Consider the following 20595-nt stretch of genomic DNA (forward strand, 5'->3'; position numbering starts at 1 on the left):
AGGAGAAGAAAGAAATGGCAAATCGCGACTTACATTTGACTCGTAATATCGGTATTATGGCTCACATCGATGCCGGTAAAACCACTACTTCTGAGCGTATCCTTTTCTATACAGGAAAGACTCATAAGATTGGTGAGGTGCACGATGGCGCTGCTACCATGGACTGGATGGCTCAGGAGCAGGAGCGTGGTATCACTATTACCTCTGCTGCTACTACCTGTAACTGGACTTGGCAGGGTAAATCATTCAAAATCAACTTGATTGACACTCCAGGACACGTTGACTTCACTGCTGAGGTTGAGCGTTCACTGCGTGTTCTTGACGGAGCTGTTGCTACTTATAGTGCTGCTGACGGTGTACAGCCTCAGTCAGAAACTGTTTGGCGTCAGGCAGATAAGTACAATGTTCCACGTATCGGTTATGTAAACAAGATGGACCGTTCTGGTGCTGACTTCTTTGAGACTGTACAGCAGATGCGCGACATTCTTGGTGCTAACCCTGTAGTTATCCAGGTGCCCATTGGTGCTGAGGAGAACTTTAAAGGTGTGGTTGACCTTATCAAGATGAAGGCTATCCTGTGGCACGACGAGACCATGGGTGCTGAATATGATTTAGAGGAAATTCCTGCTGATCTTCAGGATGAGTGCGACGAGTGGCGTAATAAGCTGCTTGAAGCTGCCGCTGAATATGATGAGGCCTTGATGGAGAAATACTTTGATGATCCTAACTCAATCACTGAGGATGAGGTTATCGCCGCTATCCGTAAGGGTTGTGTAAGCATGGCCTGCACTCCTATGGTTTGTGGTTCTTCATATAAGAACAAGGGCGTACAGCCTCTGCTCGACTATGTTTGTGCATTCCTCCCATCTCCTATCGACATTGAGGTAGTTAAGGGTACTAACCCTGATACTGATGAGGAAGAAGATCGTAAGCCCAGCGAGACAGAGCCTACTTCAGCTCTTGCGTTCAAGATTGCTACCGACCCATACATGGGCCGTCTGGTATTCTTCCGCGTTTACTCAGGTAGCGTAAAAGCTGGTTCTTACGTTTACAACCCACGTTCAGGTAAGAAAGAGCGTATCAGCCGTCTGTTCCAGATGAACTCAAACAAGGAAATTCCTATGGAGTCTATCGACGCTGGTGATATCGGTGCGGGTGTTGGTTTCAAGGATATCCGTACTGGTGATACTCTCTGTGATGAAGATCATCCTATCGTACTTGAGTCTATGAGTTTCCCTGATACTGTGATTTCTATTGCCGTAGAACCTAAGTCACAGGCCGACATTGCTAAGCTTGACAATGGTCTTGCTAAGCTTGCCGAGGAAGACCCAACCTTTACTGTCCGTACTGATGAGCAGAGTGGTCAGACTATTATCTCAGGTATGGGTGAGCTTCACCTCGATATTATCATCGACCGTCTGAAGCGCGAATTCAAAGTAGAATGTAACCAGGGTAAGCCTCAGGTTAACTACAAAGAAGCCATCACCAAGACGGTTAACCTCCGTGAGGTTTATAAGAAGCAGTCAGGTGGTCGCGGTAAGTTCGCTGACATCATTGTTAATGTTGGACCAGTTGATGACGATTGGGATATCAAGGAGAATGGTGGACTTCAGTTCGTCAACGAAGTTAAGGGTGGTAACATTCCTAAGGAATTCATTCCATCAATCCAGAAAGGATTTGAGACAGCCATGAAGAACGGTATCCTCGGTGGTTACCCCGTTGATTCACTTAAGGTAGTTGTTGTTGACGGTTCGTTCCACCCAGTTGACTCTGACCAGCTCTCATTCGAAATCGCCGCTCAAATGGCTTATAAGGAAGCTTGTGCACAGGCTAAGCCCGTACTTATGGAGCCTATCATGAAACTCGAAGTTGTTACTCCAGAGGAGAACATGGGTGACGTGATCGGTGACTTGAACAAGCGTCGTGGCCAGGTAGAAGGAATGGAAGAAGGTCGCAGCGGTGCTCGCATCGTTAAGGCTCAGGTACCTCTGTCAGAGATGTTCGGTTATGTAACCGCTCTCCGTACCATTACTTCTGGTCGTGCAACCAGTTCTATGGAATATGATCACCACGCTCCTCTGTCAAGCACATTGGCTAAGGCTGTGCTCGAGGAAGTTAAGGGACGTGCCGATCTCGTATAATGCAATTTAGGAGTGCCGCTGAGCAAATGACTCTTTAGCGGCCTCCTTTCAATATTTTTATTCATCAATTTATAATTCAAGACAAATGAGTCAGAAAATTCGTATCAAGCTGAAGTCTTATGACCACAAGTTGGTTGACAAGTCTGCAGAGAAAATCGTGAAAGCTGTTAAGGCTACAGGCGCTATCATCAGCGGTCCTATCCCCTTGCCAACCCACAAGCGCATCTTCACTGTTAACCGTTCAACCTTCGTTAACAAGAAATCTCGCGAGCAGTTCCAGCTCTCAGATTACAAACGTCTGATTGACATCTACAGCTCTACAGCAAAAACTGTTGATGCTTTGATGAAGCTCGAACTCCCCAGCGGTGTTGAAGTTGAGATCAAGGTCTAGTAACGATTAAGTAAGATACAAAAACGAATTTATTTATTATTATTAAAAAGTAATTGAAATGCCAGGATTAATTGGAAAGAAAATCGGAATGACATCCGTATTCAGTGCCGACGGTAAGAATGTACCGTGCACTGTTATCGAAGCCGGTCCTTGTGTTGTTACTCAAGTAAAGACCGTCGAGAAAGACGGTTATGCTGCCCTTCAGCTGGCCTTTGGTGACAAGAAAGAAAAGAACACCACTAAGGCTATGCAAGGTGTATTCAAGAAAGCAGGTACAACACCTAAGGCTCACTTGGCCGAGTTCAAATTTGACGAAGAGCACAATCTCGGTGATGTTATCACTGTAGAGTTGTTTAGCGACAATGACTTCGTTGACGTTGTAGGAACTTCTAAGGGTAAGGGTTTCCAGGGCGTTATGAAGCGTCATGGCTTCGGTGGTGTTGGTCAGGCTACCCACGGTCAGGATGACCGCGCACGTAAGCCAGGTTCTATCGGTGCATGTTCGTACCCTGCTAAGGTGTTTAAGGGAATGCGCATGGGCGGTCACATGGGTAGTGAGCGCGTAACCACGCAGAATCTCAAAGTATTGAAAGTAATACCGGAACACAATCTTATCCTTGTCAAAGGTAGTGTTGCTGGTTGTAATGGTTCAACCGTTTTAATTCAGAAGTAAGCAATGGAAATTAACGTATTAGATATCAATGGTCAGGAGACCGGAAGAAAGGTTACGTTAAACGAATCTATCTTCGGAATTGAACCAAATGACCACGTTCTTTATTTGGACGTAAAGCAGTATCTCGCTAACCAGCGTCAGGGTACACATAAGGCTAAGGAAAGAAGTGAGCATGCAGGTTCAACCCGTAAGCTCGGTCGTCAGAAAGGTGGCGGCGGTGCACGTCATGGTGATATTAACTCTCCTCTGTTGCGTGGTGGTGGTCGCGTATTCGGTCCCCGTCCGCGTGACTATCGTTTCAAACTCAACAAAAAAGTAAAGGTTCTTGCACGTAAGTCTGCTCTGTCTTACAAGGCACAGGAGAATGCAATCATTGTTGTTGAAGACTTCAATTTTGAGGTTCCAAAAACTAAAGATTTCATAAAAGTTGCTAAAAATCTTAAAGTTGAGGGCAAAAAACTGCTGATGGTTTTGCCAGAAGCAAATAAAAATGTATATTTGTCAGCTCGTAATTTGCAGCGCTCTGAAATTGCCCTTGCAGCACAGCTCAATTCATACAAAGTTTTGAATGCTGATGTGATGGTGATCACTGAGAATTCGCTCAAGGCTATCGAGGCTGTTTTAAACAAATAAAGGAGACATAGAATATGACATATATCATCAAGCCTCTGATTTCAGAGAAAATGAATAATATCACAGAGAAGTCTTCTGCTGACAGAACTTTCAAGGCTAAGACCGGTGCCCACAAGGGTGAGATGGTTACTAAGAAGGCTCAGGCAAAATACGGTTTTATCGTAAAGCCTGAAGCCAAAAAGCTTGAGATTAAGTCAGAGGTCGAAGCTCTGTATAATGTTACAGTAGAGAATGTGAACACACTTCGCTATGCCGGCAAGCGCTCTCAGCGTTACACCAAGGCAGGACTCGTGAGAGGTCAGAAGAATGCGTTCAAGAAGGCAATCGTTACTCTTAAGGAGGGCGACACTATTGATTTTTATAGCAATATTTAAAATAAAAAATGGCAGTACGTAAATTTAAACCCGTTACTCCGGGTCAAAGACACAAGATTATTGGCACGTTCGAGGATATTACTGCATCCGTGCCAGAGAAGTCTCTCGTTTACGGTAAGCGTTCTACCGGTGGTCGAAACAACACCGGTAAGATGACCGTTCGTTATATGGGCGGTGGTCACAAGAAGAAGTATCGTTTGGTCGACTTCAAGCGAGAGAAAGATGGTGTTCCAGCCGTAGTAAAGACAATTGAATACGATCCGAACCGTTCGGCTCGTATTGCATTGCTTTTCTATGCTGATGGTGAAAAACGTTATATCATTGCTCCTAACGGACTGCAGGTTGGTGCAACCTTGATGTCAGGAGAGGATGCAGCGCCTGAGGTAGGTAATGCACTCCCATTGGCTAACATTCCCGTTGGTACCGTCATCCACAACATTGAGATGCGTCCCGGTCAAGGTGCTAAGCTCGTTCGTTCGGCTGGTAATTTCGCTCAGTTGACTTCTCGTGAGGGCAGTTATTGTGTTATTAAGCTTCCTTCAGGAGAGACTCGTCAGATTCTCTCTGCTTGTAAGGCTACAGTTGGTAGTGTAGGAAACTCTGACCACGCACTTGAGCAGTCTGGTAAGGCTGGTCGCTCACGCTGGTTGGGCCGTCGTCCTCACAACCGTGGTGTTGTTATGAACCCGCATGATCACCCAATGGGTGGTGGTGAAGGACGTCAGTCTGGAGGTCACCCACGTTCACGCAAGGGCTTGTACGCTAAGGGTCTCAAGACTCGTGCACCTAAGAAGCTTTCAAACAAGTATATTATTGAAAGAGCTAACAAGAAGTAATCACGAAGTTAATTAGAGTAAATTATGAGTCGTTCATTAAAAAAAGGCCCTTACATCAACGTATCTCTCGAGAAGAAAGTTCTTGCCATGAATGAGAGTGGCAAAAAGAGTGTCGTTAAGACATGGGCTAGAGCTTCAATGATTTCCCCCGATTTCGTGGGACATACAGTTGCAGTTCACAACGGAAATAAGTTCATTCCTGTTTACATTACTGAAAACATGGTTGGTCACAAGCTCGGAGAGTTTGCCCCCACTCGTCGCTTCGGCGGACATGCTGGTAATAAGAAATAACAGGCTAATCCACCAGAAATAAAAAGAATAAAATAATGGGAGCAAGAAAAAAAATTGCGGCTAATAAAAGACAAGAAGCCAAAAAGACACAGTATTTTGCAAAGCTGAAAGGTGTTCCTTCTTCTCCACGCAAGATGCGCTATGTCGTTGATATGATTCGAGGCATGGAAGTTAATCGTGCACTTGGCGTACTGAGATTCTCGAAGAAGGCCGCTTCGGCTGACGTTGAGAAACTTTTGCGTTCAGCTATTGCCAACTGGGAAGCCAAAAACGATCGCAAGGCTGAAGATGGCGAACTTTACGTAACACGCGTCTTCGTTGATGAAGGTGTTACAATGAAACGTATGAGACCGGCACCTCAGGGTCGTGGATACCGCATTCGTAAGCGTTCTAACCACGTTACTCTGTTTGTTGATGCTAAAACTAATGATAAATAATAAGTATGGGACAGAAAATAAATCCAATTAGCAACCGTCTTGGAATTATCAAAGGTTGGGATTCAAATTGGTTCGGAGGCAAGGACTTCGGAGATAACTTGGTAGAGGATCAGAAAATCCGCAAGTACCTCAACGAACGTCTGGCTAAAGCTAGCGTATCAAAAATTGTCATCGAACGTACATTGAAGCTCGTTACCATTACTATTTGTACCGCTCGCCCCGGTATTGTCATTGGTAAAGGTGGACAGGATGTCGATAAATTGAAAGAGGAACTGAAGAAGCTCTATGATAAAGAGATTCAAATCAATATCTTCGAAGTGAAGAGACCTGAGCTCGATGCAACAATCGTTGCCAACAACATCGCTCGCCAGATAGAAGGCAAAATCGCTTACCGCCGTGCTATCAAGATGGCTGTTGCTAACACCATGCGTGCAGGAGCAGAAGGTATTAAAGTACAGATCTCCGGTCGTTTGAACGGTGCTGAAATTGCACGCAGCGAAATGATCAAAGAAGGTCGTACTCCACTCCACACTTTCCGTGCTGATATTGACTACTGCCAGGCAGAGGCTCTTACAAAAGTTGGACTGCTGGGATTGAAGGTTTGGATTTGCCGTGGAGAAGTTTACGGTAAGGTTGATCTGGCTCCAAACTTCACTCAGGAGAAAGGCATGGGTCGCTCTAATGGTGGTAACAATGGTGGCAGAAAGTTCCGTAATAGAAAAAAGTAATTAACGTTAAAGTAAGAAGCTAACATGTTACAGCCTAAGAGAGTAAGATATAGAAGACCTCAAGATGGACGTGGCAATAAAGGCAACGCTCACAGAGGTACGCAACTGGCCTTCGGTTCTTTCGGTATCAAGACACTTGACGCCAAGTGGATTGACAGCCGTCAGATTGAGGCAGCCCGTGTTGCTATCAACCGTTATATGAACCGTGAAGGTCAGGTATGGATCCGCATCTTCCCCGACAAACCTATCACCCGCAAGCCTGCTGATGTACGTATGGGTAAAGGTAAAGGTGACCCCGCAGGATGGGTTGCTCCGGTAACTCCCGGACGCATCCTCTTCGAGGTTGAAGGTGTTCCTTTTGAGACAGCCAAAGAGGCTCTTCGCCTCGGCGCTCAGAAGTTGCCTGTTAAGACTAAGTTTGTTGTTCGACGTGATTACGATAAAAACGCTTAATTTATGAAGACAAAGGAAATCAAAGAGCTCGAGACCAAAGAATTGGCCGAGAAATTGGAGACTGAAGTTGCCAAGTACAACATGATGAAGATTAATCATGCAGTAACTCCTGTGGAAAATCCATCTCAGATTAAAGCAGCACGTCGTGATATCGCTCGTATGAAGACGGAGCTCCGTCAAAGAGAACTTAACAAATAATAATGGTTCAGATGGAAACAAGAAATTTAAGAAAGACAAGACAGGGTGTTGTCATCAGCAACAAAATGGATAAAACCATTGTTATTGCCGCTAAGTTCAAAGAGAAGCACCCTATTTATGGTAAGTTTGTCCAGAAGACAAAGAAGTACCATGCTCATGATGAGAATAACGAGTGCAACGTAGGTGACACCGTTCTTGTTATGGAGACCCGTCCCTTGTCGAAGACAAAGAGATGGAGATTAGTACAAATCGTAGAAAAAGCTAAGTAATTATGATACAAGCAGAATCAAGACTGACAGTAGCAGACAACAGCGGCGCTCGCGAGGCCCTTTGCATTCGTGTATTGGGTGGTACACGCCGTCGTTATGCAAGTGTAGGTGATGTGATCGTTGTTGCTATCAAGAACGCCATCCCTACTAGTGATGTTAAAAAGGGTGCAGTATCAAAGGCTTTGGTTGTTCGCACAAAGAAAGAGATTCGTCGTGCTGATGGTTCTTATATCCGTTTCGACGATAATGCTTGTGTGCTTTTGAACAATGCTGGTGAGCTCCGCGGAAGCCGTATTTTCGGTCCTGTTGCACGTGAGTTGCGTGCTGTAAATATGAAGGTCGTTTCACTGGCACCTGAGGTTCTTTAACATTATAAAGTATTAAAGAAATGAGTAAGTTACATATTAAAAAAGGTGATGAGGTAATCGTCCTCGCTGGTAAGAATAAAAACAGCAAGGGAAAGGTGCTCAAAGTCTTGGTAAAGGAAGAAAAGGCTATTGTTGAAGGAGTCAATATGGTTTCTAAGAGCACTAAGCCTAATGCCCAGAACCCTCAGGGAGGTATTATCAAGCAAGAAGCTCCTATTCATATCTCAAATATTAGTCTGATTGACCCGAAGAGCGGTAAGCCTACTCGTGTTTCTATCAAACATGATGGCAAAAACGTAATCCGTGTCTCTAAAAAGTCAGGGGAGGAAATTAAGTAATGGATACAGCACAGTTAAAGAAAGAGTATAAGGAGAAAATTGCTCCAGCTCTCCAGAAGCAGTTCAACTACACTTCAGCCATGCAGATTCCTGTCCTGAAGAAAATTGTTATCAACCAGGGTTTGGGTGATGCAACTCAGGATAAGAAAATCATTGATGTTGCTATCAATGAAATTTCTACTATCGCTGGACAGAAGGCCGTTGCAACCTATTCCAAGAAGGATATTGCTAACTTCAAACTTCGTAAGAAGATGCCTATCGGTGTTATGGTAACTTTGCGTCGTGAGCGTATGTATGAGTTCCTTGAGAGACTCGTACGTGTTGCTTTGCCTCGTATCCGTGACTTCAAGGGTATCGAAAGCAAGTTTGATGGTCGTGGTAACTATACTCTTGGTGTTCAGGAGCAGATTATCTTCCCTGAAATCAACATTGACTCAGTGGACCGCATCCAGGGTATGAACATTACCTTCGTTACTTCGGCTACTACCGACGAAGAAGGTTATGCTCTCCTCAAAGCTTTCGGTCTGCCATTCAAAAACGCTAAAAAAGATTAATAGATATGGCAAAAGAATCTATGAAGGCTCGCGAGGTAAAGCGTGCTAAGATGGTTGCTCAATACGCCGAGAAACGTGCTGCCCTGAAGAAAATCATCGCAACAACAGAGGATCCCGCAGAAGCTTACGAGGCAGCTCGTAAACTTCAAAGCATTCCTAAGAATGCTAATCCTATCCGTCTGCACAACCGTTGCAAGATTACAGGACGCCCCAAAGGTTATATGCGTCAGTTTGGACTGTCGCGTATTCAGTTCCGTGAGATGGCCTCAAACGGTCTGATTCCAGGCGTAAAGAAAGCAAGTTGGTAATCAACATTTGAATCGAAAGAGATTATTTATTTAATATTGTCGGGGTTGTCCCGATTAATTAAACATTTTATTTTATGACAGATCCAATAGCAGATTATCTGACAAGACTCAGAAACGCAATTATGGCTCATCACCGTGTTGTTGAAGTTCCTGCGTCTAACTTGAAGAAGGAAATCACTAAGATCCTCTTCGAGAAGGGTTACATCTTGAACTACAAGTTCGTAGAAGATGGACCTCAGGGAAGTATCAAAGTTGCTTTGAAGTATGACCCTGCAACAAAGGCAAATGCCATTAAGTGTTTGAAACGCGTATCGACTCCAGGTCTTCGCAAATACACTGGCTACAAAGACATGCCGAGAGTTATTAACGGATTAGGTATTGCAATCTTATCTACATCCCAAGGTGTAATGACAGACAAAGAAGCTTCTGATTTGAAGATTGGTGGCGAAATACTTTGTTATGTATATTAAATTGGAGGAATAGCATATGTCAAGAATAGGTAAATTGCCAATTAGTATTCCTGCTGGTGTTACTGTAGCTCAGGGTCAGGATGGAATTGTAACCGTTAAGGGTCCCAAGGGTGAACTCTCTCAAAAGGTTGATTCTTCTATCAAGGTGACTATTGCTGATGGTCACGTTTCTTTCGAAATTGACGAGAATAGTCCTGTTAATCTCAAACAGAAACAGGCTTTCCATGGTCTTTACCGTGCCCTTGTACACAACATGGTTGTTGGTGTAAGTGAAGGTTATAAGAAGGAAATGGAACTGATCGGTGTAGGTTATCGTGTTTCAAACCAGGGTAATCTTATTGAGTTCTCTCTCGGTTATACTCACCCCATTTTCCTTCAGCTTCCAAGTGAAGTAAAGGTTGAGACTAAGTCTGAGCGCAACCAGAATCCTCAGATTGTACTTGAGTCTTGCGACAAACAGTTGCTCGGACTCATCTGTGCTAAGATTCGTTCTTTCCGTATGCCTGAACCTTATAAAGGAAAGGGTATCTTGTTCAAGGGCGAGGTTATCCGTCGTAAATCGGGTAAGTCAGCTTCAGCTAAGTAATAATCATTAAACGAATTGAAGATTATGACAACAAAGAAAGTAGAAAGACGAATTAAGATCAAATACAGAATTCGTAAGAACGTTTTCGGCACAGCCGAGCGTCCCCGCTTGAGCGTTTTCCGTAGTAACAAGCAGATTTATGCTCAGGTGATAAATGATTTGGAAGGTAAAACTCTTGCATCTGCATCTTCTCTCGGTCTTGAGGCTATGCCTAAGATCGAACAGGCTGAGAAGGTTGGCGAATTGGTAGCCCAGAAGGCCAAGGAGGCTGGCGTTGAAAGCGTAGTCTTTGACCGTAACGGTTATCTCTATCATGGCCGAGTAAAGTCTTTGGCTGATGCAGCTCGTAAAGGTGGACTTAATTTCTAAACGATTATGGCAATAAATAAAGTTAAAGTAAATAGTGACGTTGAGTTGAAAGACAGATTGGTTGCCATCAACCGTGTTACCAAAGTAACTAAGGGAGGTCGCACCTTTACTTTCGCAGCCATTGTTGTTGTCGGTGACGGCAACGGTATCATTGGTTGGGGTCTTGGCAAAGCTGGTGAAGTTACCGCAGCTATCGCCAAGGGTGTAGAAGCAGCCAAGAAGAATCTTGTAAAGGTTCCCGTACTCAAGGGAACCATTCCTCACGAGATGGAAGCACGTTACAGTGGTGCTCAGGTCTTCTTGAAGCCTGCAGCTGCTGGTACCGGTCTTGTTGCCGGTGGTGCTATGCGTGCTGTGCTTGAGAGCGTAGGTATTAAGGATATTCTGGCCAAGTCAAAGGGTTCTTCTAACCCTCACAACTTGGTTAAGGCAACAATCGTTGCTTTGAGCCAGATTCGTGATGCTTATACTATTGCCGGCACACGTGGAATCAGTATGGATAAAGTATTTAGAGGATAATAAGGAGATATTAACTATGGCAACAATTAAGATTAAGCAAATTAAAAGCAAAATCGGTTACCCTGTAGATCAGAAGCGTACTCTTCAGGCTCTTGGCCTTCGCAAGATCTCTCAGGTAGTTGAGGTGGAGGATACTCCTGTCATCCGTGGTATGGTACGTAAAGTCCATCACTTAGTGACTGTTATCGATTAATTATCATTTATTAAACAGATTCGAATATGAAACTTCATACTTTAAAGCCCGCAGAAGGCTCTACACATTCAAGCCGTCGAATCGGACGTGGTCCCGGTTCAGGTCTTGGTGGTACTTCTACGCGTGGACACAAGGGTGCAAAGGCTCGTTCAGGTTACAAGAGAAAGATTGGTTTCGAAGGTGGTCAGATGCCTCTTCAGCGTCGTGTTCCTAAGGCTGGTTTCAAAAATATCAACCACAAGGAGTATTTCGCAGTAAACCTTTCTACACTTCAGAAGCTTGCTGAAAAGCATGGTTATGCCAAGATTGGTGTTGCTGAACTCGTTGAAGCAGGTCTTACCAATGGTAAAGAGTTGGTTAAGGTTCTCGGAAACGGTGAACTGAAAGCCAAGGTAGATGTAGAAGCTAATGCATTCTCAAAAACTGCCGAAGAAGCAATCAAGGCAGTAGGTGGTAACGCAACAATTATCTAAAAAAGATGAAGAAGTTTATAGAGACACTGAAGAACATTTGGAAGATTGAGGATTTGCGTCAGCGCATCCTCATCACCTTCTTGTTTGTAGCAATATACCGTTTTGGTTCGTTCGTAGTTCTGCCTGGTATTAATCCTAGCATGCTCGACAAACTGCAGTCACAAACTCAAGGTGGCCTTATGTCACTTTTGGATATGTTCTCCGGTGGTGCATTTTCCAACGCATCAATTTTTGCGCTTGGAATCATGCCTTACATCTCTGCTTCTATCGTTATGCAGCTTCTTGCTGTTGCTGTACCTTATTTCCAAAAGATGCAGCGTGAAGGCGAGAGTGGCCGCAAAAAGATAATGACTTATACTCGGTATCTGACAGTAGGTATCCTGCTGTTTCAGGCACCGAGTTATCTCATTAACTTGAAAATGCAGGCTGGTCAAGCTTTGGCCTCGGGAATCAACTGGACGATTTTCTCAATCCCCGCATGTTTTATTCTCGCAGCAGGAAGTATGTTCATCCTTTGGTTGGGTGAGCGCATTACAGATAAAGGTATAGGCAATGGTATTTCTCTAATCATTATGATTGGTATCATCGCACGTCTGCCTCAAGCTTTCATCCAGGAAGTAGGCTCGCGTTTTACCGCTATTACCAGTGGTGGACTTGTGATGTTCCTTGTAGAGATTATCATTCTCTATGCAGTTGTTTGCGCATCTATCATTCTGGTACAGGGAGTTCGTAAGATTCCCGTACAGTACGCAAAACGTCTTGTAGGTAATAGTCAGGTTGGTGGTGCACGTCAGTACATCCCACTCAAGTTGTTTGCCGCCAATGTGATGCCAATTATCTTTGCTCAGGCATTGATGTTCATCCCCTTGGCATTTGTGCAGTATGCAGCTCCTGAGAATGCAAGTTGGTTTGTTCGTTCGTTGTTGAATCATCACAGTTGGACTTACAATATTATCTTTGCAGTTCTTATCATTCTATTCACCTATTTCTATACAGCTATTACGCTTAATCCAACCCAAATGGCTGAGGATATGAAACGTAACAATGGATTTATTCCTGGTATTAAGCCTGGAAAACCGACTGCTGATTACATCGACACTATTATGTCGCGTATCACATTCCCTGGTTCGTTGTTTATTGCTTTCATTGCTGTTATGCCCGCTTTGGCTGGATTGTTGAATGTTCAGGATGCCTTCTCTCAGTTCTTTGGTGGAACATCTTTGTTGATTCTTGTTGGTGTTGTTATTGATACACTCCAGCAGATTGAGAGTCACTTGTTGATGAAACACTACGATGGACTATTGAGTTCTGGCCGTATTCATGGACGTGGCGGTGTAGCAGCCTACTAATCTGTATGAAGATATTTCTAAAAACAGAGGACGAAATAAACTTGATGCGCGATGCTAACCAACTTGTTGGTAAAACGCTCGGGCATCTTGCGAAATATATTAAGCCTGGCGTAACGACCCTTCAGTTGGATCAGATGGCAGAGGAATTTATCCGTGACCATGGAGCTATTCCGACTTTTAAGGGATTTCCAAATCCATATGGAGGGCCGTTCCCTGCCAGTATTTGTACATCAGTCAATGATGTCGTAGTTCATGGAGTACCTAATGCACAGACCATATTAAAGGAAGGTGATATAATCTCCATTGATTGTGGTACGTTATTGAATGGATTTTGCGGTGACTCTTGCTATACGTTCTGCGTTGGGGAAGTCAGTGATGAAGTTAAGAAATTACTTCGCACAACTAAAGAATCTTTGTACAAAGGCATTGAAAATGCAGTTGCAGGAAATCATTTGGGTGACATCAGCAGTGCTGTTCAAGATCATTGTGAAGTACAAAATTACGGTGTTGTCCGTGAGTTAACCGGTCATGGTATTGGTCATGAGATGCATGAAGATCCTCCTGTACCTAATTATGGTCGTAGAGGAAACGGTATTCTCTTGAAGGCCAATATGTGTATAGCGATTGAACCGATGATAACGATGGGAAAACGCGAAATTTGGCTTGATGCCGATAAGTGGACCATTCGTACTCGAGATGGTAAACCTGCTGCACACTTTGAGCATACCATAGCAATTAGAAAAGGCAAGGCTGAAATTTTATCCTCATTTGAAGAAGTTGAAACGATAGAAGGAAAACAATATTAGTATGGCAAAACAAGGCGCTATTGAGCAAGATGGTACAATTGTCGAGGCATTGTCCAACGCAATGTTCCGAGTTGAATTGGCAAATGGTGTGCCCATTATAGCACACATTTCTGGTAAGATGCGTATGCATTATATCAAAATTCTTCCCGGAGACAAGGTGAAGGTTGAGATGAGCCCCTACGATCTTACTAAAGGACGAATTGTATTTAGATACAAATAAATAAGGAGAAAATTATAATGAAGACAAGAGCATCATTGAAAAAACGTACCCCAGAGTGCAAGATTGTACGTCGTAAGGGACGTCTGTTCGTTATCAACAAGAAAAACCCTAAGTATAAAATGCGTCAGGGCTAATGTTAAATAAGCATAAAGGATACATGAAGTTTCGCAAATTCTGTGTATCTTTGCATGCTTTTTAGCAGAAATTCGAATTTTAATTATTTATTTTAAGTAACAAATGGCAATTAGAATTGTTGGAGTAGATTTGCCCCAAGAGAAGCGTGGCGAAATCGCATTGACCTATATCTATGGTATTGGTCGAAGTAGTTCAGCAAAGATTTTGGACAAGGCCGGCGTGAGCCGCGACCTGAAAGTCAGCGAATGGAGTGACGACCAGGCAGCCAAGATCCGTGAGATTATCGGTGCTGAATTCAAAGTAGAAGGTGATCTTCGTAGTGAGATCCAGTTGAATATCAAGCGACTGATGGATATTGGTTGCTATCGTGGTGTCCGTCATCGTCACGGTCTTCCTGTTCGTGGTCAGAGCACCAAGAACAATGCACGTACCCGCAAGGGTAAGAAGAAGACTGTTGCAAACAAGAAGAAGGCCACGAAGTAATTCACAATTCACAAAAATCAGTAACAGTTAAGAATTAAGAATTATGGCAAAGAAAACAGTCACTTCAAAGAAAAGAAACGTGAAAGTAAATGCCCTTGGTCAGCTTCACGTACACAGTTCTTTCAATAACATTATTGTATCATTAGCCAACGATGAGGGTCAGGTTATTTCTTGGTCTTCCGCAGGTAAAATGGGTTTCCGTGGTTCTAAAAAGAACACTCCTTATGCTGCACAGATGGCTGCTGAGGATTGTGCAAAGGTCGCTTTTGACCTTGGTCTTCGCAAGGTTAAGGCCTATGTGAAAGGTCCCGGTAACGGTCGTGAGTCAGCTATCCGTGCGGTGCATGGTGCAGGAATTGAGGTTATCGAGATTATCGATGCAACTCCACTGCCACACAACGGATGTCGTCCTCCGAAGCGTCGTCGTGTATAATTGAAAGGAACATTATTATTATTTATTAGACATCTATTAAGATTATGGCAAGATATATTGGACCGAAATCAAAAATTGCTCGTCGATTTGGTGAAGCCATCTTCGGCGCAGACAAAGTTTTGTCCCGCAGGAACTTCCCTCCGGGACAGCATGGCAACAATCGCCGTCGCAAACAGTCGGAGTATGCTGTCATGTTGGCAGAGAAGCAGAAAGCCAAGTACACCTATGGTGTTCTTGAGCGTCAGTTCCGTAATTTGTTCGAGAAGTCAGCTAAAGCAGCTGGTATCACCGGTGAGGTTCTTCTCCAGCACTTGGAGAGCCGCCTTGACAATGTGGTGTTCCGCTTGGGTATTGCTCCCACTCGTGCCGCTGCCCGTCAGTTGGTTAGTCACAAGCACATTATCGTTGATGGCAATGTTGTGAACATTCCTTCTTATGCTGTTAAGCCTGGTCAGATAGTTGGTGTTCGTGAGAAGTCTAAGTCTCTCGAGGTTATCGACGCTGCCCTTGCAGGTTTCAACCACAGCAAATATCCTTGGATTGAATGGGATGAGCAGACCAAGAGTGGTAAGTATCTCCACGTTCCTGAACGTGCCGACATTCCTGAGAACATTAAGGAGCAGTTAATCGTTGAGTTGTACTCTAAATAAATCATTAAATTAATGGCGATATTAGCATTTCAAAAACCTGATAAAGTCGTAATGTTGGAGGCCAATGACAAGTTCGGCAAGTTCGAATTTCGTCCTCTTGAGCCAGGTTTTGGTGTAACCATTGGTAACGCCTTGCGCCGCATTCTTCTTTCATCGCTCGAGGGTTATGCAATCAACACCATTCGTATTGCTGGTGTTGAGCATGAATTCTCTTCAGTACCTGGTGTAAAGGAAGATGTAACCAACATTATCTTGAATCTGAAGCAAGTAAGATTCAAGCAAGTAGTGGAAGAATTCGAGAACGAAAAAGTCTCTATCACCGTTGAGAATTCTACCGAGTTCAAAGCTGGAGATATAGGTAAGTATCTGACTGGATTTGAAGTGTTAAATCCCGATTTGGTGATTTGTCATTTAGATTCCAAAGCTTCGATGCAGATTGATCTAACAATTAATAAAGGTCGTGGTTACGTTCCCGCAGACGAGAACCGTGAGTATTGTACCGATGTTAATGTAATAGCAATCGATTCAATCTACACCCCAATCCGTAACGTTAAGTATTTTGTTGAACCTTATCGTGTTGAACAGAAGACAGACTACGACAAGCTTGTGCTTGAAGTAACAACGGATGGTTCCATTCACCCGAAAGATGCTTTGAAAGAAGCCGCCAAGATATTGATTTATCACTTCATGCTTTTCTCTGACGAGAAGATTACATTGGAGAATAATGATGTTGAAGGCAACCAGGAGTTTGACGAGGAAGTATTGCACATGCGTCAGTTGCTCAAGACTAAGTTGGTAGATATGAACCTTTCGGTTCGTGCGCTTAACTGTTTGAAAGCAGCCGATGTCGAGACCCTTGGTGATCTTGTACAGTACAACAAGACCGACTTGCTTAAATTCCGTAACTTCGGTAAGAAATCGCTCACTGAGCTTGATGATTTGCTCGAGAGTCTGAATCTGTCGTTTGGAACCGATATTACAAAGTATAAACTGGACCAGGCATAATAAGGCCATTAGTCCTCTAAGAAAAAACGAAAAATGAGACACAATAAGAAATTCAATCATTTGAGCCGTACTGCAGATCATCGCGCAGCTATGCTTGCCAACATGGCTATTTCGCTGATCATGCACAAAAGAATCACTACGACTCTTGCCAAGGCAAAGGCCCTCAAGAAGTATGTTGAGCCCCTGATTACACGCTCAAAGGACGATTCAACCAATTCACGTCGTGTAGTATTTAGCTACCTTCAGAATAAGGAAGCTCTGAAAGAGCTCTTCGGAGTTGTTGCAGAGAAGGTTGGTGACCGTCCCGGTGGTTACACCCGTATCATCAAGCTCGGTACCCGTCAGGGTGATGCTGCTTCTGTAGCTTTCATCGAGCTCGTTGACTTTGATGAGAACATGGCCAAGACCGTTAAGTCTGAAGCTAAGAAGACTCGCCGTTCACGCAAGTCAACTGCTGCTAAGACTGAGGCTCCCGCTGAGGCACCTGTTGCAGAAGCTCCCGTAGCTGAAGCACCTGCTGCAGAAGAGGCAAAAGCAGAGTAATCATCGATTAATCTCAAATAGTAGAATCCCGCTTACATAAAGTGAGCGGGATTTTTTTAGATATTATTTTTGCTTTTATTGCCATTAAGCCAATCAGGTTACAGTGCTTTTATGTATGGTTTATGATCTCTTATATTAAGTTTAATACACCATGTTTAGCGGATTGAAGTCGCTGTCTTTAATTATTGTCGCAGACACCTTATTATATCGGAGAGGTTGCCTTTTGGTATTGGCATATATAGGATCAATGATGTTGCGATGGACTTTAAGCTATGGAACTGTGACTTTGAACCTAATGTAAGTGCTTTATATATTTCTTGAAGGTACCGTTCAACGAAGGTATATGTGGCATCAAGTAATGAAGAAGTTGTTCTACTTTATATATAAAACAGTCCTTTTGCAAAGGTGTCATAACGCATATAATTGCGATGACAGCCTTTTATGATAAGCGGCATATTGTTTTCAAATGGTTTTATAGCTGCTAAAAAATAAGTTTATAGATAGTATGGGATAACAAGAAACGGAATCGGTATTTGAATGAACATGTTTGAGGTAGAAATCTTATTGTCCTTTCTGTCTTTAGTTGCTGCATTGATGGCATTTGTTCTACATTGATAGAACCAGTCTTAGTTACAATAAGAAGATAACGCAATGCAAAGAATAGCAATGATCGTCATAAGTATGTGTAGATACCGTAGATAATAATAATGATTGTATGATAGAGAATGTAGAAGTGATGGTGATTTTGTTCATCATGGTGATATTAGGCTATGTGCTTTATAAGTTGGGTTACATGGGTGATAAATTCGAACAGAAGTTATCTGCTATTGTAATCGATGTGACGTGCCCTGCGCTTATCTTATCGTCCGTTATGGGTTCAGAAATTCCCGATCGTAGTCTTATTCTTCCTTTGTTGGTTACAGGGTTTCTTACCTATATATTGTTATTGGTCTATGGTTTCTTAGTTCCGCGTTTTATCACGCAAGATCGTGATGCGCGTGGGATGATAGGTTTTGCATTGATGTTTGCCAATGTCGGCTTTATTGGATACCCCATAGTTGCTTCGATATTCGGTGTTAAAGCCGTATTTTACGCAGCCTTATTGAACATGCCCAACACCTTTTTTATCTTTACCGCCGGTGTAATGCTTGTAAAAGGCGAATACAGTATCAAGAGTATCAATCCCAAGTTGCTTTTTTCACCTGCAATGATAGCAGCATTTGTAGCCGCCTTAATGGTTGCATTCGGTATTCATACCCCTGCTATGATAGCACGTCCCATGACGATGGTAGGTAATATTACAGTTCCAGCCTCATTGATGATCATCGGTTCTTCTATGGCGCGTCTCTCGTTAAGAGAGATAGTAGGCAGCCCGAAGGTATATGTAGCCTCCGTTTTGCGTTTGTCAGTTGTGCCTTTATCCGTTTATTTTCTGTTCAAGATATGTGGTGTAAGCGATGTCATCAACAATATCAATACCGTTGTTATTGCTATGCCCGTAGCATCTTTCGGCACAATGTTCTGCATGAAATACGGTCGCAATCCATCTTTGATGACCGAGATGACCTTCATTACCACTGTAGCCTCCATTCTGAGCATTCCATTAGTAACGCTCTTATTCAAATAAGTGTTATTGATTTAATGTCAGTCGTTATGTGTTTTGAGTCATGCTGACGCGTCATTCATCCGATATATACCTATTCCATTCATCTGATGTATTCCCATCGTAAATGTGATAGCTGTACGAAGTGTGGTAGTCTTTCAATAATCTTGTTGAAAGATACTTTTTTTGAACTATTAAGCCCATAGAAAACAATTGTTGGGTACGTGCACAGCGTAAATAAGTGTGCAAAATTAACATAATGTAAACATTGACTTTAAAATATTTCGTATTTTTCTTTGAAGTTTCGGGAAAGATACCTATATTTGCATTGTCTTAATGACACATTGCAACAAAGTTACTAAAATATAAAATCCTTAAAACTATGAATGTAGAGAAAATCATGCAAGACCTGGAACATAAGCACCCAGGTGAAGCCGAGTACTTACAGGCAGTCCGTGAAGTGTTACTCTCTATTGAGGAAGTCTATAACCAGCATCCTGAGTTTGAGCGCGCCAAGTTAATTGAGCGTCTTGTTGAGCCCGAACGTATTATCACTTTCCGTGTTCCTTGGACTGATGATAAGGGTGAGGTGCATGTAAATATCGGCTATCGAGTACAGTACAATAGCGCCATTGGCCCATACAAAGGCGGTTTGCGCTTCCATCCCTCTGTAAACCTCAGTATTTTGAAGTTCTTGGGATTTGAGCAGACATTTAAGAATGCACTGACCACATTGCCTATGGGCGGTGGTAAGGGAGGTTCTGACTTCTCTATCCGTGGTCGCAGTGACAACGAAGTGATGCGTTTCTGCCAAGCATTCATGACCGAACTGTATCGTCATATTGGTCCAGATGAGGACGTTCCCGCTGGTGATATCGGTGTAGGCGCTCGTGAAATTGGTTTCCTGTATGGTCAGTATAAGAAGTTGACCCATCAATTCCAGGGTGTTCTTACCGGTAAGGGCATCGAGTGGGGCGGTTCAAAGATTCGTCCAGAAGCAACAGGCTTTGGTGCATTATACTTCGTCAATCAGATGATGCAGACCCATGGTCTCGACATCAAGGGCAAGACCGTTGCTATTTCAGGCTTCGGCAACGTAGCATGGGGTGCCGCCAAGAAGGCTACCGAACTTGGTGCTAAGGTAATCACTATCAGTGGACCTGACGGCTATATCTACGATCCTGCCGGTTTGGATGCAGAGAAGATTGCTTATATGCTTGAGCTTCGTGCTTCAGGTAACGATATTTGCTCACCTTATGCCGAAGAGTTTGCAGGTTCTGAATTCTACGCAGACAAGAAGCCTTGGGAGCGCGAGGCTGACATTTATCTGCCTTGTGCTACTCAGAACGAACTCAATGGAGCCGATGCCGACCAGATTTTGGCCCACAAGCCACTCTGCGTAGCTGAGGTATCTAACATGGGTTGCACAGCAGAAGCAGCAGAAAAGTTCATTGCTGCCCATCAGCTCTTTGCTCCTGGTAAGGCTGTCAATGCAGGTGGTGTTGCCACTTCTGGTCTTGAAATGACCCAGAACTCTATGCGTTTGGGTTGGAGCGAGGCAGAAGTTGATGAGAAACTCCACTACATCATGTCTAATATCCATGAGCAGTGCGTGAAGTATGGCAAGCAGGCTGATGGCTATATCGACTATGTGAAGGGTGCAAACGTAGCAGGTTTCATGAAGGTAGCCAATGCTATGATGGCTCAGGGTATTGTTTAAAAAACTCTCTTTACTAAGCACTCCGATTACAAGTAGTCGGAACATA

General features: G+C 43.5%; 33 protein-coding genes. All 33 read left to right on the plus strand.

All coding sequences use genetic code 11. From position 1 onward, the window contains the following. Positions 1-14: 14 nt before the first annotated feature. The 33 genes from fusA (at position 15) to gdhA (ending at position 20549) form a co-directional block, all read left to right on the plus strand. Positions 15-2141: an elongation factor G gene (gene fusA, locus CIK96_RS09705; protein ID WP_094434388.1), complete on the plus strand. Its 2127-nt coding sequence runs from the start codon at positions 15-17 to the stop codon at positions 2139-2141. 85 nt (positions 2142-2226) lie between these two features. Then, entirely contained in the window at positions 2227-2532 is a 306-nt protein-coding gene (gene rpsJ, locus CIK96_RS09710; protein WP_027448969.1) for a 30S ribosomal protein S10, read from the plus strand. A gap of 58 nt (positions 2533-2590) precedes the next feature. Next, positions 2591-3205 carry a 50S ribosomal protein L3 gene (rplC, locus tag CIK96_RS09715; RefSeq protein WP_094391145.1) on the plus strand — a complete coding sequence of 205 codons (615 nt, stop codon included), beginning with the start codon at positions 2591-2593 and terminating at the stop codon, positions 3203-3205. A gap of 3 nt (positions 3206-3208) precedes the next feature. Beyond that, entirely contained in the window at positions 3209-3838 is a 630-nt protein-coding gene (rplD, locus tag CIK96_RS09720; RefSeq protein WP_094440481.1) for a 50S ribosomal protein L4, read from the plus strand. Between the two features lie 14 nt (positions 3839-3852). Beyond that, positions 3853-4212, plus strand: a complete 360-nt coding sequence (gene rplW / locus CIK96_RS09725) for a 50S ribosomal protein L23 (RefSeq protein ID WP_094440482.1) — start codon at positions 3853-3855, stop codon at positions 4210-4212. A gap of 8 nt (positions 4213-4220) precedes the next feature. Continuing rightward, on the plus strand, positions 4221-5048 hold the full coding sequence (gene rplB, locus CIK96_RS09730; protein WP_094391148.1) for a 50S ribosomal protein L2: 828 nt from the start codon (positions 4221-4223) through the stop codon (positions 5046-5048). Positions 5049-5072: 24 nt separating this feature from the next. Beyond that, the gene (rpsS, locus tag CIK96_RS09735) at positions 5073-5339 is read left to right on the plus strand and encodes a 30S ribosomal protein S19 (RefSeq protein ID WP_094391149.1); all 267 of its coding nucleotides are present in this window, start codon (positions 5073-5075) and stop codon (positions 5337-5339) included. 35 nt (positions 5340-5374) lie between these two features. Then, positions 5375-5776, plus strand: a complete 402-nt coding sequence (gene rplV / locus CIK96_RS09740) for a 50S ribosomal protein L22 (protein ID WP_094391150.1) — start codon at positions 5375-5377, stop codon at positions 5774-5776. Between the two features lie 5 nt (positions 5777-5781). Beyond that, positions 5782-6504, plus strand: a complete 723-nt coding sequence (rpsC, locus tag CIK96_RS09745; protein ID WP_094391151.1) for a 30S ribosomal protein S3 — start codon at positions 5782-5784, stop codon at positions 6502-6504. A gap of 24 nt (positions 6505-6528) precedes the next feature. Beyond that, entirely contained in the window at positions 6529-6957 is a 429-nt protein-coding gene (rplP, locus tag CIK96_RS09750) for a 50S ribosomal protein L16 (protein WP_091960123.1), read from the plus strand. Between the two features lie 3 nt (positions 6958-6960). Then, complete coding sequence (rpmC, locus tag CIK96_RS09755) at positions 6961-7155, plus strand: 50S ribosomal protein L29 (RefSeq protein ID WP_094391152.1); 195 nt, start codon at positions 6961-6963, stop codon at positions 7153-7155. A 2-nt stretch (positions 7156-7157) separates the two neighbouring features. Next, a complete protein-coding gene (rpsQ, locus tag CIK96_RS09760; protein ID WP_094391153.1) occupies positions 7158-7424 on the plus strand; it encodes a 30S ribosomal protein S17 in 267 nt (88 codons plus the stop codon). Positions 7425-7426: 2 nt separating this feature from the next. Then, positions 7427-7792, plus strand: a complete 366-nt coding sequence (rplN, locus tag CIK96_RS09765; protein ID WP_094391154.1) for a 50S ribosomal protein L14 — start codon at positions 7427-7429, stop codon at positions 7790-7792. Between the two features lie 20 nt (positions 7793-7812). Beyond that, entirely contained in the window at positions 7813-8130 is a 318-nt protein-coding gene (rplX, locus tag CIK96_RS09770) for a 50S ribosomal protein L24 (protein ID WP_094391155.1), read from the plus strand. Beyond that, entirely contained in the window at positions 8130-8684 is a 555-nt protein-coding gene (gene rplE, locus CIK96_RS09775) for a 50S ribosomal protein L5 (protein ID WP_094391156.1), read from the plus strand. The genes rplX and rplE overlap by 1 nt, the downstream gene beginning before the upstream one ends. A 5-nt stretch (positions 8685-8689) precedes the next feature. Next, positions 8690-8992: a 30S ribosomal protein S14 gene (gene rpsN, locus CIK96_RS09780; RefSeq protein WP_094391157.1), complete on the plus strand. Its 303-nt coding sequence runs from the start codon at positions 8690-8692 to the stop codon at positions 8990-8992. A gap of 74 nt (positions 8993-9066) precedes the next feature. Further along, complete coding sequence (rpsH, locus tag CIK96_RS09785) at positions 9067-9462, plus strand: 30S ribosomal protein S8 (RefSeq protein ID WP_094391158.1); 396 nt, start codon at positions 9067-9069, stop codon at positions 9460-9462. A gap of 16 nt (positions 9463-9478) precedes the next feature. After that, positions 9479-10048 (plus strand): 50S ribosomal protein L6, encoded by a 570-nt coding sequence (gene rplF, locus CIK96_RS09790; RefSeq protein ID WP_094391159.1) that lies wholly within the window; start codon positions 9479-9481, stop codon positions 10046-10048. A gap of 24 nt (positions 10049-10072) precedes the next feature. Then, positions 10073-10417: a 50S ribosomal protein L18 gene (gene rplR / locus CIK96_RS09795; RefSeq protein WP_094434390.1), complete on the plus strand. Its 345-nt coding sequence runs from the start codon at positions 10073-10075 to the stop codon at positions 10415-10417. Between the two features lie 6 nt (positions 10418-10423). Next, positions 10424-10936, plus strand: coding sequence for a 30S ribosomal protein S5 (rpsE, locus tag CIK96_RS09800; RefSeq protein ID WP_094391161.1), 513 nt, complete (start codon positions 10424-10426; stop codon positions 10934-10936). A gap of 16 nt (positions 10937-10952) precedes the next feature. Beyond that, the gene (rpmD, locus tag CIK96_RS09805; RefSeq protein ID WP_094391162.1) at positions 10953-11129 is read left to right on the plus strand and encodes a 50S ribosomal protein L30; all 177 of its coding nucleotides are present in this window, start codon (positions 10953-10955) and stop codon (positions 11127-11129) included. A 26-nt stretch (positions 11130-11155) separates the two neighbouring features. Further along, on the plus strand, positions 11156-11602 hold the full coding sequence (gene rplO / locus CIK96_RS09810; protein WP_094391163.1) for a 50S ribosomal protein L15: 447 nt from the start codon (positions 11156-11158) through the stop codon (positions 11600-11602). A gap of 5 nt (positions 11603-11607) precedes the next feature. After that, positions 11608-12951: a preprotein translocase subunit SecY gene (gene secY / locus CIK96_RS09815; protein WP_094434392.1), complete on the plus strand. Its 1344-nt coding sequence runs from the start codon at positions 11608-11610 to the stop codon at positions 12949-12951. A 5-nt stretch (positions 12952-12956) separates the two neighbouring features. Further along, positions 12957-13757: a type I methionyl aminopeptidase gene (gene map, locus CIK96_RS09820; protein WP_094391165.1), complete on the plus strand. Its 801-nt coding sequence runs from the start codon at positions 12957-12959 to the stop codon at positions 13755-13757. Position 13758: 1 nt separating this feature from the next. Beyond that, positions 13759-13977: a translation initiation factor IF-1 gene (gene infA / locus CIK96_RS09825; protein WP_094391166.1), complete on the plus strand. Its 219-nt coding sequence runs from the start codon at positions 13759-13761 to the stop codon at positions 13975-13977. 17 nt (positions 13978-13994) lie between these two features. Continuing rightward, entirely contained in the window at positions 13995-14111 is a 117-nt protein-coding gene (gene rpmJ / locus CIK96_RS09830; protein WP_094391167.1) for a 50S ribosomal protein L36, read from the plus strand. 103 nt (positions 14112-14214) lie between these two features. After that, entirely contained in the window at positions 14215-14595 is a 381-nt protein-coding gene (gene rpsM / locus CIK96_RS09835) for a 30S ribosomal protein S13 (RefSeq protein ID WP_092067126.1), read from the plus strand. A 43-nt stretch (positions 14596-14638) separates the two neighbouring features. Then, complete coding sequence (rpsK, locus tag CIK96_RS09840) at positions 14639-15028, plus strand: 30S ribosomal protein S11 (protein ID WP_094391169.1); 390 nt, start codon at positions 14639-14641, stop codon at positions 15026-15028. Between the two features lie 44 nt (positions 15029-15072). After that, positions 15073-15678: a 30S ribosomal protein S4 gene (rpsD, locus tag CIK96_RS09845; RefSeq protein ID WP_094391170.1), complete on the plus strand. Its 606-nt coding sequence runs from the start codon at positions 15073-15075 to the stop codon at positions 15676-15678. 12 nt (positions 15679-15690) lie between these two features. Next, positions 15691-16683 carry a DNA-directed RNA polymerase subunit alpha gene (locus CIK96_RS09850; protein WP_094391171.1) on the plus strand — a complete coding sequence of 331 codons (993 nt, stop codon included), beginning with the start codon at positions 15691-15693 and terminating at the stop codon, positions 16681-16683. Positions 16684-16716: 33 nt separating this feature from the next. Next, positions 16717-17226: a 50S ribosomal protein L17 gene (rplQ, locus tag CIK96_RS09855; protein WP_094391172.1), complete on the plus strand. Its 510-nt coding sequence runs from the start codon at positions 16717-16719 to the stop codon at positions 17224-17226. A gap of 715 nt (positions 17227-17941) precedes the next feature. Beyond that, the gene (locus tag CIK96_RS09860) at positions 17942-18853 is read left to right on the plus strand and encodes an AEC family transporter (RefSeq protein ID WP_094391173.1); all 912 of its coding nucleotides are present in this window, start codon (positions 17942-17944) and stop codon (positions 18851-18853) included. 358 nt (positions 18854-19211) lie between these two features. Further along, a complete protein-coding gene (gene gdhA, locus CIK96_RS09865) occupies positions 19212-20549 on the plus strand; it encodes an NADP-specific glutamate dehydrogenase (RefSeq protein WP_094391174.1) in 1338 nt (445 codons plus the stop codon). Positions 20550-20595 lie beyond the last annotated feature (46 nt).

It is taken from the genome of Prevotella sp. P4-98 (assembly GCF_002251405.1).
GTDB lineage: Bacteria > Bacteroidota > Bacteroidia > Bacteroidales > Bacteroidaceae > Prevotella.

What these genes read in the sequence shown, in the direction of transcription:
- fusA (WP_094434388.1), top strand. Translation starts at nt 15, where the DNA reads ATGGCAAATCGCGACTTACATTTGACTCGTAATATCGGTATTATGGCT.
- rpsJ (WP_027448969.1), top strand. Translation starts at nt 2,227, where the DNA reads ATGAGTCAGAAAATTCGTATCAAGCTGAAGTCTTATGACCACAAGTTG.
- rplC (WP_094391145.1), top strand. Translation starts at nt 2,591, where the DNA reads ATGCCAGGATTAATTGGAAAGAAAATCGGAATGACATCCGTATTCAGT.
- rplD (WP_094440481.1), top strand. Translation starts at nt 3,209, where the DNA reads ATGGAAATTAACGTATTAGATATCAATGGTCAGGAGACCGGAAGAAAG.
- rplW (WP_094440482.1), top strand. Translation starts at nt 3,853, where the DNA reads ATGACATATATCATCAAGCCTCTGATTTCAGAGAAAATGAATAATATC.
- rplB (WP_094391148.1), top strand. Translation starts at nt 4,221, where the DNA reads ATGGCAGTACGTAAATTTAAACCCGTTACTCCGGGTCAAAGACACAAG.
- rpsS (WP_094391149.1), top strand. Translation starts at nt 5,073, where the DNA reads ATGAGTCGTTCATTAAAAAAAGGCCCTTACATCAACGTATCTCTCGAG.
- rplV (WP_094391150.1), top strand. Translation starts at nt 5,375, where the DNA reads ATGGGAGCAAGAAAAAAAATTGCGGCTAATAAAAGACAAGAAGCCAAA.
- rpsC (WP_094391151.1), top strand. Translation starts at nt 5,782, where the DNA reads ATGGGACAGAAAATAAATCCAATTAGCAACCGTCTTGGAATTATCAAA.
- rplP (WP_091960123.1), top strand. Translation starts at nt 6,529, where the DNA reads ATGTTACAGCCTAAGAGAGTAAGATATAGAAGACCTCAAGATGGACGT.
- rpmC (WP_094391152.1), top strand. Translation starts at nt 6,961, where the DNA reads ATGAAGACAAAGGAAATCAAAGAGCTCGAGACCAAAGAATTGGCCGAG.
- rpsQ (WP_094391153.1), top strand. Translation starts at nt 7,158, where the DNA reads ATGGTTCAGATGGAAACAAGAAATTTAAGAAAGACAAGACAGGGTGTT.
- rplN (WP_094391154.1), top strand. Translation starts at nt 7,427, where the DNA reads ATGATACAAGCAGAATCAAGACTGACAGTAGCAGACAACAGCGGCGCT.
- rplX (WP_094391155.1), top strand. Translation starts at nt 7,813, where the DNA reads ATGAGTAAGTTACATATTAAAAAAGGTGATGAGGTAATCGTCCTCGCT.
- rplE (WP_094391156.1), top strand. Translation starts at nt 8,130, where the DNA reads ATGGATACAGCACAGTTAAAGAAAGAGTATAAGGAGAAAATTGCTCCA.
- rpsN (WP_094391157.1), top strand. Translation starts at nt 8,690, where the DNA reads ATGGCAAAAGAATCTATGAAGGCTCGCGAGGTAAAGCGTGCTAAGATG.
- rpsH (WP_094391158.1), top strand. Translation starts at nt 9,067, where the DNA reads ATGACAGATCCAATAGCAGATTATCTGACAAGACTCAGAAACGCAATT.
- rplF (WP_094391159.1), top strand. Translation starts at nt 9,479, where the DNA reads ATGTCAAGAATAGGTAAATTGCCAATTAGTATTCCTGCTGGTGTTACT.
- rplR (WP_094434390.1), top strand. Translation starts at nt 10,073, where the DNA reads ATGACAACAAAGAAAGTAGAAAGACGAATTAAGATCAAATACAGAATT.
- rpsE (WP_094391161.1), top strand. Translation starts at nt 10,424, where the DNA reads ATGGCAATAAATAAAGTTAAAGTAAATAGTGACGTTGAGTTGAAAGAC.
- rpmD (WP_094391162.1), top strand. Translation starts at nt 10,953, where the DNA reads ATGGCAACAATTAAGATTAAGCAAATTAAAAGCAAAATCGGTTACCCT.
- rplO (WP_094391163.1), top strand. Translation starts at nt 11,156, where the DNA reads ATGAAACTTCATACTTTAAAGCCCGCAGAAGGCTCTACACATTCAAGC.
- secY (WP_094434392.1), top strand. Translation starts at nt 11,608, where the DNA reads ATGAAGAAGTTTATAGAGACACTGAAGAACATTTGGAAGATTGAGGAT.
- map (WP_094391165.1), top strand. Translation starts at nt 12,957, where the DNA reads ATGAAGATATTTCTAAAAACAGAGGACGAAATAAACTTGATGCGCGAT.
- infA (WP_094391166.1), top strand. Translation starts at nt 13,759, where the DNA reads ATGGCAAAACAAGGCGCTATTGAGCAAGATGGTACAATTGTCGAGGCA.
- rpmJ (WP_094391167.1), top strand. Translation starts at nt 13,995, where the DNA reads ATGAAGACAAGAGCATCATTGAAAAAACGTACCCCAGAGTGCAAGATT.
- rpsM (WP_092067126.1), top strand. Translation starts at nt 14,215, where the DNA reads ATGGCAATTAGAATTGTTGGAGTAGATTTGCCCCAAGAGAAGCGTGGC.
- rpsK (WP_094391169.1), top strand. Translation starts at nt 14,639, where the DNA reads ATGGCAAAGAAAACAGTCACTTCAAAGAAAAGAAACGTGAAAGTAAAT.
- rpsD (WP_094391170.1), top strand. Translation starts at nt 15,073, where the DNA reads ATGGCAAGATATATTGGACCGAAATCAAAAATTGCTCGTCGATTTGGT.
- CIK96_RS09850 (WP_094391171.1), top strand. Translation starts at nt 15,691, where the DNA reads ATGGCGATATTAGCATTTCAAAAACCTGATAAAGTCGTAATGTTGGAG.
- rplQ (WP_094391172.1), top strand. Translation starts at nt 16,717, where the DNA reads ATGAGACACAATAAGAAATTCAATCATTTGAGCCGTACTGCAGATCAT.
- CIK96_RS09860 (WP_094391173.1), top strand. Translation starts at nt 17,942, where the DNA reads ATGATAGAGAATGTAGAAGTGATGGTGATTTTGTTCATCATGGTGATA.
- gdhA (WP_094391174.1), top strand. Translation starts at nt 19,212, where the DNA reads ATGAATGTAGAGAAAATCATGCAAGACCTGGAACATAAGCACCCAGGT.